Genomic DNA, 14,872 nt, shown 5'->3' with positions numbered 1-14,872 from the left:
AATTTTTCGTAAAAATATTCAATTAATTGGAATTATTAAAGACAATAACTACTTTTGGTAAAAAAAGAATGCCGTTTATTATAAGTTCAAAATTTACCTCCCATAAAAACAGCATCAAAGGTTTTGTTGATGTATTTAAATCTGAAGGAACTTTATTTGTACAAGGCTCAAGAAATACAATTAAGCTATTTAAATTAGATGATAAAACTGTAAATATAAAAGCATTTAAATCTCCTAATTTAATAAATAAAGTTGCTTATAAATATTTTCGAAAATCAAAAGCAAGAAGGTCATTTGAGTACGCTTCAATTTTAATTAAAAAAGGAATTGGAACGCCAGAACCAGTTGCTTATTATGAGAATTTTGATTTCATCGGTTTAAACGATAGTTATTATGTATGCGAACACCTTGAGTGTGATTTAACTTATAGAGAGTTGGTTGAAACCGATTATCCTGATAGTGAAAATATATTACGTCAATTTACACGCTTTACCTATGATATGCATGAAAAAGGAATTGAATTTCTAGATCATTCTCCTGGAAACACTTTAATAGTGAATAATGGTAACGGTAATTATTCTTTTTATTTAGTAGATTTAAATCGTATGAAGTTTCATGAGTCGCTTGATTTTAAAGCTCGTATGAAAAATCTATCCAAAATAACTCCGAGAGAGGACATGATTGCTATAATGAGTAATGAATATGCATTACTTTCAGGTGAAGAGGAATCAAAAGTTTTTGAATTAATGTGGAAACTTACACAAGATTTTCAATATCGTTTTTACCGTAAAAAAAGAATTAAAAAGAGATTAAAATTCTGGAAAAAATAATACTTTAACTTTTTAATTCGATACATGCAATTATCTGTAATTATTACAACGTACAATTCTGAAGAGTGGCTTCGTAAGGTACTCATTGGCTATAGTGTGCAAACCGAAGATGATTTTGAAATTGTCATTGCAGATGATGGATCTGATTTAAGAACTAAAACAATAATTGATTTGTTTAAAAGTCAATTTAAATATCCAATTCAGCATATTTGGCAAGATGATGAAGGGTTTCGTAAATGTAAAATTTTAAATAAGGCTATTGTTCAATCAAGAGCTGATTATTTACTATTTACAGATGGTGATTGTATTCCTAGAAAAGATTTTGTTGCTTCACATTTACAAGCGAAGCAAAATGGGACTTTTTTGTCGGGCGGATATTTTAAATTACCAATGAATACTTCTATTGCTATAAGTGAAGAGCAAATTAGAAATCAAAACTGTTTTAGTATTGCTTGGTTGGTACAGAATGGGGTTGGAAAAACTTTTAAATTGTCCAAACTGACTAAAAATAAGCTGTTTTCTACATTAATGAATTGGATAACACCTACTAAGCGTACTTTTAATGGACACAATACTTCATGTTTTAAATCTGATTTACTAGCAGTTAATGGGTTTAATGAAGAGATGCAATATGGTGGTTTGGATCGAGAGGTAGGAGAACGTCTCTATAATAATGGTATTCTCTCAAAACAAATACGTTATAGCGCTATTTGTTTGCATCTCGATCATAAACGTAGTTATGCTACAAGTGAAACCTGGAAAAAAAACAACGCAATCCGAATGTTTAATCGAAAATATAAGGTAACTGCTATTGAAAAAGGAGTGTCACAATATCTTTAGTTTTTTATTCTACTAAAGAAAATTGCTAGTTTTTCTTTTATAATTTCAATAGGATATTCGTCAAAGAATTTAAATGTGTTTTCTTTAATGTGTTTGGCGTCAAATTGCTGATAAATTTCAGGTTTTAAGTCTTTTAAGTGAATTGAAACATTTTTATCGTCTTCAAAAATTTGCCACGTTTCTTTGTCTACACTAGGGGTAAATAGGGAGAATGTTGGAATAAAAAGTGCTTTAGCCATATTCACAGCTCCACCTTCATTTCCAATAAGTGCGTCACATTGCGAAAGCAAACCAAGGAAAGAGCGTAAATCCGTTGCATATAAATCAAAGAAGATGTTTTTTTGAGTTTCAGGTTTACATAAATTGTAAATTTTTAAAACATCTTCTTTTTGTTTTGGGATGTAGTTGAAAAGTAAATTTGCATTCGTTTGTTTAACGGTAAAATCCAATAGCTCAGCCATTTTTTCAAATGGATAAGTTTTATACCATTCACTTCCTAAAACACCAATCATATAAGTTGGTGCATTTTTATTTAGCGGAAACTTCGCTATAAGTGCTTTTGCGTTTTGTATTTCTGTTTCGGTTAAAAATACTTTCGGCTTATAATCAATGATTTCTTTTTTTATTAAAGGTTTAAGTAAAAGTAATCGGTTGATAATAGCTAAGCCTATTTCAGAATTTGTTCCGTTTTTTAAACGTTCTATATTATAATTATAAAAGATTTTAGAATACCCTTTTTTGTAAGATATTTTATATTTAGCTCCTGAGAAAAAAGTAATTAGATTGGTTTCTAGCTTACTATAAGCATCAATTACGGCATCGTACTTCTTCTTACGTATTGAAAAGATAAATTGGAAAAGCGATAAGTAGTTTTTTCGCGTTTTTTCTTCTAATACAATAATGTTGTTTATGTTTGGATTGTTTTTTAAAACATCAACACAATTTGCATAGCACATATAATCAATTTGAGCGTTTGGAAACTCTTTTTTAAGATTATTTGAAAGAATTGTAGATGTTAATACATCCCCAATTCGTTTTTGTTGGATAATTAAAATTTTCATTATATATGTGCTATTAAAGTGCTAAAGTACGCAAGTGAATAGTATTTTGAAACTAAGAGAACAAAATAATTTTGTTACTTTGCAAAAAAAATCTTTATGGCAATAAGTGGTTTAGTAATTACATTTAACGAAGCAAAAAATATAGGAAAATGTATCGATGCACTTTTTGAAGTGTGTGATGAAGTTATTGTAGTTGATTCATTAAGTAACGATGATACCGTTAAAATTGCTGAATCCAAAGGAGCTAAAGTGATTTTACAAAAATTTTTAGGAGATGGTCCTCAACGTATTCATGGATTACCATTTTGTAAAAACGATTGGATTTTAAATTTAGATGCCGATGAATTTTTAGATGCCGATGCAAAAGAATTTATTTTAAATGAAAAGTATTTAAGTGGAGGGTATGATGCTTTTTCTTTTCGAGTGAAAAATTTTTTAGCAGATAAATTAATTGATTTTTCGGGGTGGTATCCAGATCATAAAGTGCGTTTTTTCAATAAAAAGACAGCTTCTCCTTCAAAAGATATGGTGCACCAAAAAATTATCACAACCAATGAGAAGCGTGTAGCTGTTCATATTTTGCATTATGGTTGGGATTCATTTGAACAAATTATTGCTAAAAAAAATCAATATTCTACCTGGCATGCACAACAACTTTTTGATCAAGGAAAAAAGGTATCTGCTTTAAAACCAGTAGTTAATGGGTTAACTGCTTTTATAAGATGTTATTTCTTTAAAAAAGGAATGTTTAATGGAATAGACGGTATTACAATAGCCTTAATTCAAGGTTTTTTCTCACATATGAAGTATGCTAAACTGTTAAAATTACAACGTCAAGATAAATTATTGAAGCGTTAGTTTATTGTTTATTATACGGTCATTAAATGATTGTACATAGGCCTTTATAAAACGTTCCATTTTTTGAGCAAGTTCACTTTCTAGTTTTAAAATGTTATTTTTTAAAAGCTCATCTTTTTTGAAATTGTAAAGCGCAATTGCGTTTTTACCATCAAAAGCCATATAATAATCGCCCTCAATGTAGTGGTAAATGTTGTCCAAATAGTTCACTGCAAAATCTTTTTCGGACTTATATGGTTTACCAAAACTAATCATTTTTGTTTTAATGTTCAAGAGTTCAACAATGGATGGCATGATATCAATTTGTTGTGTATTACGGTAACTGATGCCTCCAAAGTTCTCGTCGCCAGGATTAAAGAATAAAATAGGGACTCTAAATTTTCCTACATTAGTGTTGAATTTTTGCTCAGTTGGTTCAGATGAAGTGTGGTCAGCTGTTAAAACAAATACAGTATTTTTATACCAATCTTGTTTTTTAGCACTTTCAAAGAATTGTTTTAAGGCATAGTCGGAATAGGCTATACTTTCGTGAATTTTTGTTGTTCCTTTTGGGAATTTTCCTTTATATTTTTCTGGTATCGTGTAAGGATTATGGGATGAAATAGTGAATATTGATGTAAAAAAAGGTTCTTTGAACGAATTCATTTTTTGACAATAAAACTGAAAAAAATCTTCATCAAATACACCCCACTTACCATCAAATGATTCTGGACCTTCATATTCATTTTTTCCAAAATAAGCATCGAATCCCGCTACTTTACAATACTGATCAAAATTTTGGCTACCATTAAAAGCACCATGGAAAAAAGCGGTATAATAACCATTGTCTTTTAAAATTTTAGGTAAACCATAAAGTTTATTAATGGAATAACTGGAAGTTATCAAGGAGTTATTCATTAAACTTGGAATACTGGAAAGGGTAGAAGGTACCGCGTCAATGGATAGTTTGCCATTTGCAAAGCCATTTTCAAAAAATAATGATTTTGTAATTAATGAATCTAAAAAAGGTGTTTGTCCACGTTGGATGTTTTCTCTACCAAAGCTTTCCAATATTATCACCACAACATTTTGGTTGGTTTGCGGTTTATTAGGATTAGTTGCTATAACAGGATTGAAAATGGTGTTAAGTTCTTCCGTAGAAAAGAAATTTGGATTTTCTAACGCTTCTTTTTTACCAATAGTTTTAAGGATACAAAAAGGAGTGTTTAATACCAAAGAAGATTGACTGATAGATCCATAATTTACGGCATCTACAATTCGTATTGGTTTTTTTTGGAAGCCACCGCGCCCCATTAAAAATACCAATCCGGTAAGTAAAATGAATAGTGCTGTTTGTTTAACAATATTCAAATTTGAAGCTGTGCTATCGTGAGTTGGTTTAAGATTTGGAATCATTTTCCAAAACACAATTGCTAATATTATTCCTATTATAGGTAAAAACCAAAACTCTTGTAGAAAGGAAAGTATAAGGCCTCCAATTTCATTTTCCATTCCACTAGCGGTAATCATTCCATATGTACTCCTTCTACCGGTAAATTTAAAATATTCAAAGTCGACAAAATTGGTAAGTATAAATACTAAATTTATGGTGAAGAAAGTAATTTTAAGCGTTTTTTGATAGCGCTGCTTATTTTTAAAATTCCCGGGAATCAAATGCAATACGGCAAATAGTATATTGATATAAGCAATCGCAGATAGGTCAAAGTGTAATCCTCCTAGAAAGGTTTTTATTGTAATTGTATCAAATGCACTTTGATTAAAGAAGTAAAACAATAATCGGCAAATTTGATACAGTAAAACAACTAAAAAGAAACGTTTGAAGAATAGTTTTACGTTGTTTATGTAATTTGACATGGGAGCTTAAATTTTTGGCAAATTTAACCAATCATGCAAGAATAACAATTTATTAATGTTGATTTTACAATAAAGTAAAAATCCAACTTGTTTTATTAGTAAATAGAACAAGTTGGATTTTTAAGAAATTATATAGTATGATTTTAAACCGCTACATCGTATTCTCTAAGCGCATCGTTTAATGAAGTTTTTAAGTCAGTTGATGGCTTTCTTTTTCCTATGATTAAAGCACAAGGAACTTGGAATTCACCAGCAGCAAATTTTTTAGTGTAACTTCCTGGAATTACCACAGAACGAGCAGGTACAATACCTTTCATTTCTACTGGAGCATCACCTGTAACATCAATAATTTTTGTTGAAGATGTTAAACAAACATTAGCACCTAATACCGCTTCTTTTTCTACACGAACACCTTCTACAACAATACATCTTGATCCGATGAAAGCACCGTCTTCAATGATTACAGGAGCAGCTTGTAATGGCTCTAATACACCACCAATACCAACGCCCCCACTTAAGTGTACGTTTTTGCCAATTTGAGCACAACTTCCTACAGTAGCCCAAGTATCAACCATTGTTCCTTCATCAACATATGCACCAATGTTTACATAACTAGGCATCATAATAACTCCTTTTGAAATATAGGCACCATGGCGTGCTACTGCATTTGGAACAACACGTATACCTTTTTCTGCATAACCTCTTTTTAAAGGCATTTTATCGTGATATTCAAAAATTCCTGCTTCAAGAGTCTCCATTTTTTGGATAGGGAAGTACATTACAACAGCTTTCTTAACCCATTCGTTAACTTGCCAACCGTTTTCTACTGGTTCTGCAACACGAAGGGTACCGTTGTCAATTAATTCGATAACTTCTCTAATGGTGTTTTGAGTTGTTTCTTCTTGTAACAAAGCTCTGTTTTCCCAAGCTTGTTCTATAATTGTCTGAATCGCTTTCATGGTAATTATTTTGTTTGCAAATATAAGATTTTATTAGCTATTGCAGTTTCATTAACGTCGTAGGATAACATATTTAATTAAATTTGTAAAAAAAATAGGAATGCAGATAAAGACTATCTTATAAGGATTGATTACAGTTATGTTTTTAAGTTGTATTTCCAATAAAAAGTAAGCAGTTGAAGCGATACCTTTAACGATACAAAATGAATTTGAACATCAATATTTACCTAAAGTTACATTTGACTATTTAGCAACTTATAAAAGAGTGTTAACCTGTGCAGATTGTGACGGTGTTCAAACTATTATACGATTGGCCTCTGGAAAAAAGTTTAAAATAGAAATGACGTATTGGGGTATAATTGTAATTCACAAAAGTAGGAGAAGATGGTAAAGAGTTTCCAGATATGGGAGAGTATTTTGGAATGAAGATGGAAATATTATTACACTAAAGGAGACCATTTTAGAGGTGAATTTTTTAATAAATGAAGTCACTCGTTGCAATTGGATAAAAATGGGACAGTAATAGAAGGGAACTTGGCATCAAATTACAAGTTGAAGAAAGAAATTGATAATAATAAACAATAACTATTACTTTTAATAAAGATTATAGTTTTTTAGATATGAAAATATGGCACGAATAGTAGCAATTGATTATGGGGTTAAACGAACGGGTATAGCCGTAACTGATGAAATGCAAATTATAGCTTCGGGGTTAACAACTATTCCGTCTGAAGCTTGTATTACTTTTTTAAAGGATTATTTCAATAAAGAAAAAGTTGAACGGGTAATTGTAGGTGAGCCAAAGCAAATGGACGGAACACCTTCTGAAAGTACTGAGATTATTGAGAAGTTTATTAAACTGTTTCAAAAGGAATTTCCAGAAATGATGCTAGAAAGAGTTGACGAGCGTTTTACTTCTAAAATTGCTTTTCAATCAATGTTGGATAGTGGTTTGAAAAAAAAACAACGCCAAAATAAAGGTTTAATCGACGAAATAGCAGCGACAATTATTTTGCAAGATTACATGAATAAAAAATAATAAATAAACTTAAAACTGTTAAGATTTTTTACCGAATAAGCAATATATTTGCACTTTTAAATTTTAAAGCTAATTTGTCATGAATGTTAATCCAGATGTAGTTTTAGTAGGTTCTGGGATAATGAGCGCTACGCTAGGAACTCTTCTAAAGCAATTACAACCTGATATTACAATCGAAATTTTTGAAAAATTAGATTCTGCTTCTACTGAAAGTTCAGATGCGTGGAATAATGCAGGTACTGGGCATTCCTCTTTTTGTGAATTAAATTATACCCCTCAAAAACCAGATGGTTCTGTTGATGTGAGTAAGGCTATAAGTATTGCAGAGCAATTTGAGGTTTCTAGGCAATTTTGGGCTTATTTAGTAAAACAAAATCTTGTTGGTAACCCATCTGATTTTATTAAAACTATTCCACATTTAAGTTTTGTTTGGGGAGAGGATAACGTTTCTTTTTTGAAAAATCGTTATACACAATTAACCCAAAATAATCTTTTCAAAGAAATGAAGTTTTCAACTTCTCATGAGGAGATTGCTTCATGGATGCCTTTGGTTATGCAAAATAGACAAGCAACTGAAAAAGTTGCGGCAACTTATATGCATAGAGGAACTGATGTGAATTTTGGTAATTTAACTAGAGGAATGTTTTCTTATTTAACTGCTCAAGAAGGAGTAGAGATGTTCTTTAACCACGAGGTTAAAAAGCTTAAGAAAAAAGAAGACGGAAGATGGCAATTAAAATTTAAAGATTTAACAACTGGACAAAAACGTAAAGTAAACGCCAAATTTGTTTTTATTGGAGCAGGTGGTGGTTCTTTACCGTTGTTAGAAAAATCAAATATTTTAGAAGGAAAAGGTTTTGGTGGTTTCCCGGTTTCAGGACAATGGTTGCGTTGTGTGAACGAGGATATTATCAAAGCACACCATGTAAAAGTTTATGGTAAAGCGGCTGTGGGCGCACCACCTATGTCGGTTCCGCATTTAGATACTAGAATGATTAATGGTAAAAAAGAATTACTGTTTGGACCATATGCTGGTTTTACAACGAAGTTTTTGAAAAAAGGTTCATATTTTGACTTGATAAAATCAATTAAAACAACGAATCTTTGGCCAATGTTGTCTGCTGGAGCCCATAATATACCATTGACGAAATACTTAATTGATCAAGTACGCCAATCACACGAAGAACGTATTGAATCACTAAAAGAATATTTTCCTAATGCAAAATCAGAAGATTGGGTATTAGAGGAAGCTGGTAAGCGTGTACAAATTATCAAAAAAGATGCAAACGGACGAGGTGTGTTACAATTCGGTACTGAAATTGTAAGTGCAGCGGATAATTCAATTGCAGCTTTATTAGGGGCTTCTCCTGGTGCTTCAACGGCTGTTTCAATCATGATTGAACTTATTGAGCGTTGCTTTGGAGATCAATTGCAAACTCCTGATTGGCAAACTAAAATAAAAGAGATGATTCCTTCTTATGGTATTAAATTAAATGATAACAAAGTAGTCTTTGAAAATATCAAAAATACAACTTCGACAATTTTAAATTTAGAAGGATAAAAGTGGGGTTTCCCACTTTTTCTTTTTAAATTGTACTTCACTTTAATATGAATACTTAATGCTTAAACAATATATGTTTTTTGTGTGTATATTGTTTGTTTTTAAATATTTAAGGATGCTAAAAGTTTACCGATGAAAGATCAAATAGACGCTAAAGACCAAATGATATTAGAAATTTTACAGGAAGATTCAAGGATTTCTGTGAAAGAAATAGGGGAACGAATAGGGCTTTCATTTACGCCAACTTACGAGCGCATAAAAAATTTAGAAAATAACAATGTAATTAAAAAGTATGTTGCGCTAGTTGATCGACTTAAAATAGGAATTGAATTGGTTGCGTATTGTAATATCACTTTAAAAGAGCAATCGCGTAATGCTTTATTGGAATTTGAAAAGTTAGTAAACGAAATACCACAAGTTCAAGAGGTCATTAGTCTTTCAGGAAATTATGATTATATGCTAAAAATAATCGCAGAAGATATTAAATCCTATAATGAATTTGTGGTAAACGTTATCTCAAATATCCCAAATATGGGACTTTATCACAGTAGTATAGTATTAAACGAAGTTAAAAAAGAAACAGCTTATTTTATACCAAAACAGGATTAATTGAACTTTTCTTTTACTTCGTAAAAAGCCTTTTCTATTAAATCATTACAAAGATTTCCGATACTTCCTTCGTGTGTATGATTGACATTGTATTCAGGTTGAAATAGATTGTTCTCAATAGCTAACCCAATGTTTTTGTATGCATCTCTAAAAGGGATACCATCTAAAACTTGTTGGTTTACATTTTCTACACTGAACATATACTTGTATTTTTCATCTTTCACGATACCCTCTTTTACTGTAATGTTTTGTAACATAAAATGCAACATCTCCAAACATTCCTTTAAAGATTTGAAAGCGGGAAATAAACCTTCTTTGCTTAGTTGGCAATCCCTATGATAACCAGAAGGGAGATTGTTCATTAATAAAATGAGTTCATTTGGCAATGCTTGAATTCTGTTACAGCGCGCTCTCATAATTTCAAATACATCTGGATTTTTTTTATGAGGCATAATGCTACTACCTGTTGTAAGCGAATCGGGAAATGAAATAAAATTAAAATTTTGATTCAAATACAAACACATATCATATGAAAATTTGCTCAACGTTCCCGCTAAACCTGCCAGTGCCATAGCTATTGTTTTTTCAGTTTTACCTCTAGTCATTTGCGCATATACAGAATTAAAATTTAAAGTTTTAAACCCTAATAATTCAGTAGTTAATGTTCGATTTAAAGGAAATGAAGTTCCATAGCCTGCACCAGAGCCAAGAGGATTTTTATTAGTGATATTGTAAGCCGCTAAAAGTAATTCCAAATCGTCCACTAAACTTTCTGCATATGCTCCAAACCATAATCCAAATGAAGACGGCATGGCGATTTGTAAGTGAGTGTATCCTGGTAATAAAGTTGATTTGTGCTTATTACTTAAATTAATTAGTGATTCAAAAAGTGCCGAAGTTAAATCGACAATCGATAGTAATTCTGCTTTAAAATATAATTTCAAATCGGTTAATACTTGATCGTTTCTAGAACGTCCGCTATGAATTTTTTTACCAATATCACCGATTCGTTGAATAAGCAAATGTTCTACTTGTGAATGTATATCTTCAATACCCGGTTCTATTTCAAATTGGTTTTGATTTATTTCTTGACTGATTACAAGTAATTCTTTTTTTATAGCATACCACTCTTCATCTGTTAGCAATTGAATGTTGTGAAGCATTTCACAATGTGCTAAAGATCCTAATACATCATATTTTGCTAAAATTAAATCGAAATCAACATCATTCCCAACAGTGAATTTTTCCACTATTTCAGCATGTTGCATGTTTTTATCCGTTGTTTTTTGCCAAATTTTATCAGCCATAGTTATAGTATTTTTGAGAGTATAGCATTGTATAATGCTATAGCCTCTTTAATTTCATTTATAAAAATATATTCATCACTACTGTGAGAACGTGTTGATAACCCAGGTCCCATCTTTAATGAAGGACACGGGATAACCGCTTGATCAGATGAAGTAGGGGAACCATAATAGCTTCTTCCGATATTTAAACCTGCTTGAACAAAAGGATGTGACAGCGGTATTGATGATGAATTCAATCGTAATGAACGTGGTTGAACCTTGCAGTCTACATTTTCTCTAATAATTTCATATACTTCGGTATTAGAATACAATTCTGTAGTTCGTACATCTACAGTAAAGCTACAAGAATCTGGAACTACATTATGTTGAGAGCCACTATTGATAATGGTCGGGGTCATTTTAACTTCACCTAGGAGTTCAGAAACTTTTTCAAATTTATATTGACTGAACCAGATGATGTCTTTTATAGCATTTAATATAGCATTATCTGTATTTGGATGCGCTGCATGTGATGGTGTACCTTTTGCAGTGCAATCCAATACCAAGAGTCCTTTTTCTGCGATCGCCAAATTCATTTCGGTAGGTTCACCTACAATTGCAAAATCGATATTTCCTAACTGATTGTAAATTGATTCCACGCCGTTAATACCCGAAATTTCTTCCTCGGCTGTTGCAGTTAAAATAAGGTTGTATTTCAAGTCTTTTTTATCCCAAAGGTGTAAAAAGGTTACAATCAACGACACAAGTGCACCACCTGCATCATTACTGCCCAAGCCATATAGTTTACCATCTTTTTCAATAGGCTCAAACGGATTTAAAGTATAACTAGAATTGGGTTTTACAGTATCATGATGCGAATTCAATAAAATTGTTGGTTTTGACGCATCATAATATTTATTGTAGACCCAAATATTATTCATCTTTCTTTTTATTGGAATATTATGAGTTTCAAGGAATGCTTGAATACATTCGGCTGTTTTATCTTCTTCTTTACTAAATGACGGAATAGCAATTAAACTTTTTAAAAGGGTTAATGCTTTTTCGAGTAATATATCGTGGCTTGTACTATTTAATTTGAGTTCCATTACTAGTTGATTTAGTGATAAAATTTACAATATTTGAGGCATTGATTATACCGACTTGAGTGACACCTTCTTTTAAAGCATTAAAGCAATTTTCTAATTTTGGAAGCATTCCTTTGTTGATAATTCCTTTTTCTTTTAAGCTTAAAAAGGCTACTTCATTTAATTGTTCAATTACCGAATTGTCATCTTCAGGGTTTAATAAAACACCGTTTTTTTCAAAGCAATAAATCAATTCTACATCAAAACTCTCTGAAAGCGAACAGGCAACAGTATTGGCTATTTCGTCGGCATTAGTATTTAGTAATTGTCCTTTTTTATCATGTGTTATGGCACAAATAATAGGCGTTAATTGCAGGTCGATTAAATTTTTCAGCAATGTTATATTGATACTTTCTTTTGTGATGTCGCCTACATAACCAAAATCAATAGGGTGTTTATCCCTTTGTTTTGAAAGAATCAAGTTTCCGTCAGCACCTGATAATCCGATGCTGTTGACATTGTACTGTTGGAGTTGTGCAACAATATTTTTATTAATAAAACCTGCATAGGTCATGGTAGCAATTTTTAAAGTATCGGCTGAAGTAATTCTTCTTCCATCAACCAATTGTTGAGGAATATTTAGTTTTTCCGCCAAATCGGTTGCTAATTTTCCACCACCGTGAATCAAAATAAAGGGCTCTTCAAGCAAAGAAAGATTCTTTGTGAATTGAGCAAGCTTTAATTCATCATCAATAATATTACCGCCAACTTTTATAATATTAAGCTTTTTCATTTGATTCTAATATTTTCTGCAATACTATTTGTGCAGCATATGTTCTGTTGTTGGCTTGCTGATATATTAATGCATTTTCACTATCTAAAAGTGCATCGGATACTTCTACATTTCTTCTCACAGGTAGGCAATGCATAATCTTTGCATTGTTTGTCGTTAACAGTTTTTCAGGTGTCAACATCCAATCGTTTTCAACTATTGGCATTTTACCGTAATCACGGAATGAGGACCAATTTTTTAGGTAAACAAAATCTGCATTTTCGAGTGCTTTTTCTTGATAATGCTCAATGCTTGCGCCTTGGGTAAATTGAGTGTCCAATTCCAAACCTTCAGGATGCGTAATCACAAAATCATAGTCACTTTGATTCATCCATTGGGTAAAAGAATTGCCAACGGCATGCGGGAGTGGTTTTATGTGTGGCGCCCAAGAAAGTACTACTTTCGGTTTTTTATTTACGGGTAAATTTTCTTTAATTGTGATACAGTCCGCTAAACTTTGCAGAGGATGAAGCGTAGCGGATTCAAGAGAAATGACTGGAACTGTTGCAAATTTTTCAAATAAAGAATATACTTTTTCACTAGTATCTTCCTCTTTATTAGTTAAACCTGCAAAACATCTAATACCAATAATGTCGCAATACTGACTCAAAACATTTGCTGCATCTTTTATATGTTCGACAGTTGTATTGTTCATTATTGCACCATCTTCAAATTCCCAAGACCAAGCTTCTTGATTTGCATTTAAAACAATAGTGTTTAAACCCAAATTCTGGGCTGCTTTTTGCGTACTCATACGTGTTCTCAAACTTGAATTCAAGAAAACTAAGCCTAAAGTTTTACCTTTTCCTAAATCATTTTTGGAAAGTGGATTTTGTTTTAATTGCAATGCTTCTTCAACTAAAACATCCACGTTTTCCACATCTTCTACTGAGAAAAATCTTTTCATAAGGCTACTAAATCAGATTGTGCAATTTTTTTAAAAGCTCCAATAAAGGTGTCTAATTCTGGTTTGGTTACATTCAAAGCAGGAAGGATTCTTAATGTGTTCGGACAAGAAGCATTTCCAGTTAAAATATGATGTTCCTTTAACAATTGGTTTCTAAAATCAACGCATGGGAATTTTAATTCAATACCGAACATTAGACCTTGGTAACGAATTTCTTTCACTGCAGGTTCGTCTTTTAACTGATTGTAGAGATATTCACCTAAGACATTTGCGTTTTGGATTAGATTTTCATCTTTCATTACTTCTAGTACAGCTTTTGAAGCAGCACAAGCCAAATAGTTACCACCAAACGTGGTTCCTAATAATCCATGTTTTGCATTAATTTTTGGAGTAATTAAGACACCACCAACAGGAAAGCCATTTCCCATACCTTTTGCTACAGTAATAATATCGGCTTGAATATTGGCATGCTGATGAGCGAAAAATTTCCCAGTTCTTCCATATCCCGATTGAATCTCATCACAAATGAAAACCGCTTCATACATATCGCAAAGCGTTCTGATTTTCTGTAAGAAGTTCGGATTTGGAATTTGAACTCCTCCAACACCTTGTATTCCTTCAATAATTACTGCTGCGATTTCATTTTTTTGAAAAGTAACTTCTAAAGCCTTTTCATCATTGAATGGTAAAAAAATGAAATTATCAGTTTCGTTTAAGGGTGCAATAATTTTTTTATTGTCTGTGGCAGCCACAGCAGCAGCAGTTCTTCCATGGAAAGCTTTAGTAAAACAAATAGTCTTTTTTTTGTTGGTATGAAAAGAAGCCAATTTTAAAGCATTTTCATTTGCCTCTGCACCAGAATTACACATGAAAAGATTGTAATTATCGTACCCACTTATTTCGCCAAGTAATTCCGCTACTTCTTCTTGGATTGGAATTTTAACAGAATTAGAATAAAAACCAATATTTTCCAATTGCGTACTAATTGCTTTTATATATTGAGGGTGGCTATGGCCAATGGAAATCACGGCGTGTCCACCATATAAATCTAAATATTTCTCGCCTTTATCATTCCATAACAAGCAACCTTTTGCTTTTACAAAGTTGAGGTCGAATAAAGGATATACATCAAATAATTTCATTTTTTAATT

General features: G+C 31.8%; 15 protein-coding genes. 7 read left to right on the top strand and 8 right to left on the bottom strand.

The features are described 5' to 3' along the window. Positions 1–68 precede the first annotated feature (68 nt). A complete protein-coding gene (locus tag ACFS5J_RS12760; protein WP_379812673.1) occupies positions 69–830 on the top strand; it encodes a lipopolysaccharide kinase InaA family protein in 762 nt (253 codons plus the stop codon). A gap of 24 nt (positions 831–854) precedes the next feature. Then, positions 855–1,670, top strand: coding sequence for a glycosyltransferase family 2 protein (locus tag ACFS5J_RS12755; protein ID WP_379812616.1), 816 nt, complete (start codon positions 855–857; stop codon positions 1,668–1,670). Here the strand turns inward: ACFS5J_RS12755 and ACFS5J_RS12750 are convergent. Continuing rightward, entirely contained in the window at positions 1,667–2,731 is a 1,065-nt protein-coding gene (locus ACFS5J_RS12750) for a glycosyltransferase family 9 protein (protein WP_379812615.1), read from the bottom strand. The two genes, ACFS5J_RS12755 and ACFS5J_RS12750, sit on opposite strands and share 4 nt — an antisense overlap. 96 nt (positions 2,732–2,827) lie before the next feature. Here ACFS5J_RS12750 and ACFS5J_RS12745 point away from each other — a divergent pair, with 96 nt between their 5' ends. Beyond that, a complete protein-coding gene (locus ACFS5J_RS12745; RefSeq protein WP_379812614.1) occupies positions 2,828–3,589 on the top strand; it encodes a glycosyltransferase family 2 protein in 762 nt (253 codons plus the stop codon). Here the strand turns inward: ACFS5J_RS12745 and ACFS5J_RS12740 are convergent. Continuing rightward, entirely contained in the window at positions 3,575–5,443 is a 1,869-nt protein-coding gene (locus ACFS5J_RS12740) for an LTA synthase family protein (RefSeq protein ID WP_379812613.1), read from the bottom strand. The genes ACFS5J_RS12745 and ACFS5J_RS12740 overlap by 15 nt on opposite strands. Before the next feature lie 143 nt (positions 5,444–5,586). Next, complete coding sequence (locus ACFS5J_RS12735; RefSeq protein ID WP_379812612.1) at positions 5,587–6,402, bottom strand: 2,3,4,5-tetrahydropyridine-2,6-dicarboxylate N-succinyltransferase; 816 nt, start codon at positions 6,400–6,402, stop codon at positions 5,587–5,589. A gap of 265 nt (positions 6,403–6,667) precedes the next feature. Between ACFS5J_RS12735 and ACFS5J_RS12730 the strand changes: the two genes are divergently transcribed. The 4 genes from ACFS5J_RS12730 (at position 6,668) to ACFS5J_RS12715 (ending at position 9,611) form a co-directional block, all read left to right on the top strand. Further along, positions 6,668–6,793: a copper resistance protein NlpE N-terminal domain-containing protein gene (locus ACFS5J_RS12730; RefSeq protein ID WP_379812610.1), complete on the top strand. Its 126-nt coding sequence runs from the start codon at positions 6,668–6,670 to the stop codon at positions 6,791–6,793. Between the two features lie 237 nt (positions 6,794–7,030). Then, positions 7,031–7,441: a Holliday junction resolvase RuvX gene (gene ruvX, locus ACFS5J_RS12725; protein ID WP_379812609.1), complete on the top strand. Its 411-nt coding sequence runs from the start codon at positions 7,031–7,033 to the stop codon at positions 7,439–7,441. A 79-nt stretch (positions 7,442–7,520) separates the two neighbouring features. Further along, complete coding sequence (locus ACFS5J_RS12720; protein ID WP_379812608.1) at positions 7,521–9,002, top strand: malate:quinone oxidoreductase; 1,482 nt, start codon at positions 7,521–7,523, stop codon at positions 9,000–9,002. A gap of 132 nt (positions 9,003–9,134) precedes the next feature. Further along, complete coding sequence (locus ACFS5J_RS12715; RefSeq protein ID WP_379812607.1) at positions 9,135–9,611, top strand: Lrp/AsnC family transcriptional regulator; 477 nt, start codon at positions 9,135–9,137, stop codon at positions 9,609–9,611. On the opposite strand, the gene argH is transcribed toward ACFS5J_RS12715, so the two are convergent. Genes argH through ACFS5J_RS12690 form a run of 5 tightly spaced genes read right to left on the bottom strand, consistent with a single transcriptional unit; the run spans position 9,608 to position 14,863 of the window. After that, on the bottom strand, positions 9,608–10,918 hold the full coding sequence (gene argH, locus ACFS5J_RS12710; RefSeq protein ID WP_379812605.1) for an argininosuccinate lyase: 1,311 nt from the start codon (positions 10,916–10,918) through the stop codon (positions 9,608–9,610). The two genes, ACFS5J_RS12715 and argH, sit on opposite strands and share 4 nt — an antisense overlap. 2 nt (positions 10,919–10,920) lie before the next feature. Further along, positions 10,921–12,003 carry a M20 family metallo-hydrolase gene (locus tag ACFS5J_RS12705; protein WP_379812604.1) on the bottom strand — a complete coding sequence of 361 codons (1,083 nt, stop codon included), beginning with the start codon at positions 12,001–12,003 and terminating at the stop codon, positions 10,921–10,923. Then, positions 11,984–12,775, bottom strand: a complete 792-nt coding sequence (gene argB / locus ACFS5J_RS12700; RefSeq protein ID WP_379812603.1) for an acetylglutamate kinase — start codon at positions 12,773–12,775, stop codon at positions 11,984–11,986. Before argB ends, ACFS5J_RS12705 begins: the two co-directional genes overlap by 20 nt. Next, positions 12,762–13,721 carry an acetylornithine carbamoyltransferase gene (locus ACFS5J_RS12695; protein WP_379812602.1) on the bottom strand — a complete coding sequence of 320 codons (960 nt, stop codon included), beginning with the start codon at positions 13,719–13,721 and terminating at the stop codon, positions 12,762–12,764. Before ACFS5J_RS12695 ends, argB begins: the two co-directional genes overlap by 14 nt. Beyond that, positions 13,718–14,863 carry an aspartate aminotransferase family protein gene (locus tag ACFS5J_RS12690; protein ID WP_379812600.1) on the bottom strand — a complete coding sequence of 382 codons (1,146 nt, stop codon included), beginning with the start codon at positions 14,861–14,863 and terminating at the stop codon, positions 13,718–13,720. The genes ACFS5J_RS12695 and ACFS5J_RS12690 overlap by 4 nt, the downstream gene beginning before the upstream one ends. Between the last annotated feature and the right edge of the window lie 9 nt (positions 14,864–14,872).

The sequence above is a fragment of the Flavobacterium chuncheonense genome (assembly GCF_042686145.1).
Classification (GTDB): domain Bacteria; phylum Bacteroidota; class Bacteroidia; order Flavobacteriales; family Flavobacteriaceae; genus Flavobacterium; species Flavobacterium chuncheonense.
Note: the sequence above shows the minus strand (reverse complement) of the source record. Positions and strands in the feature narration are given on the sequence as shown.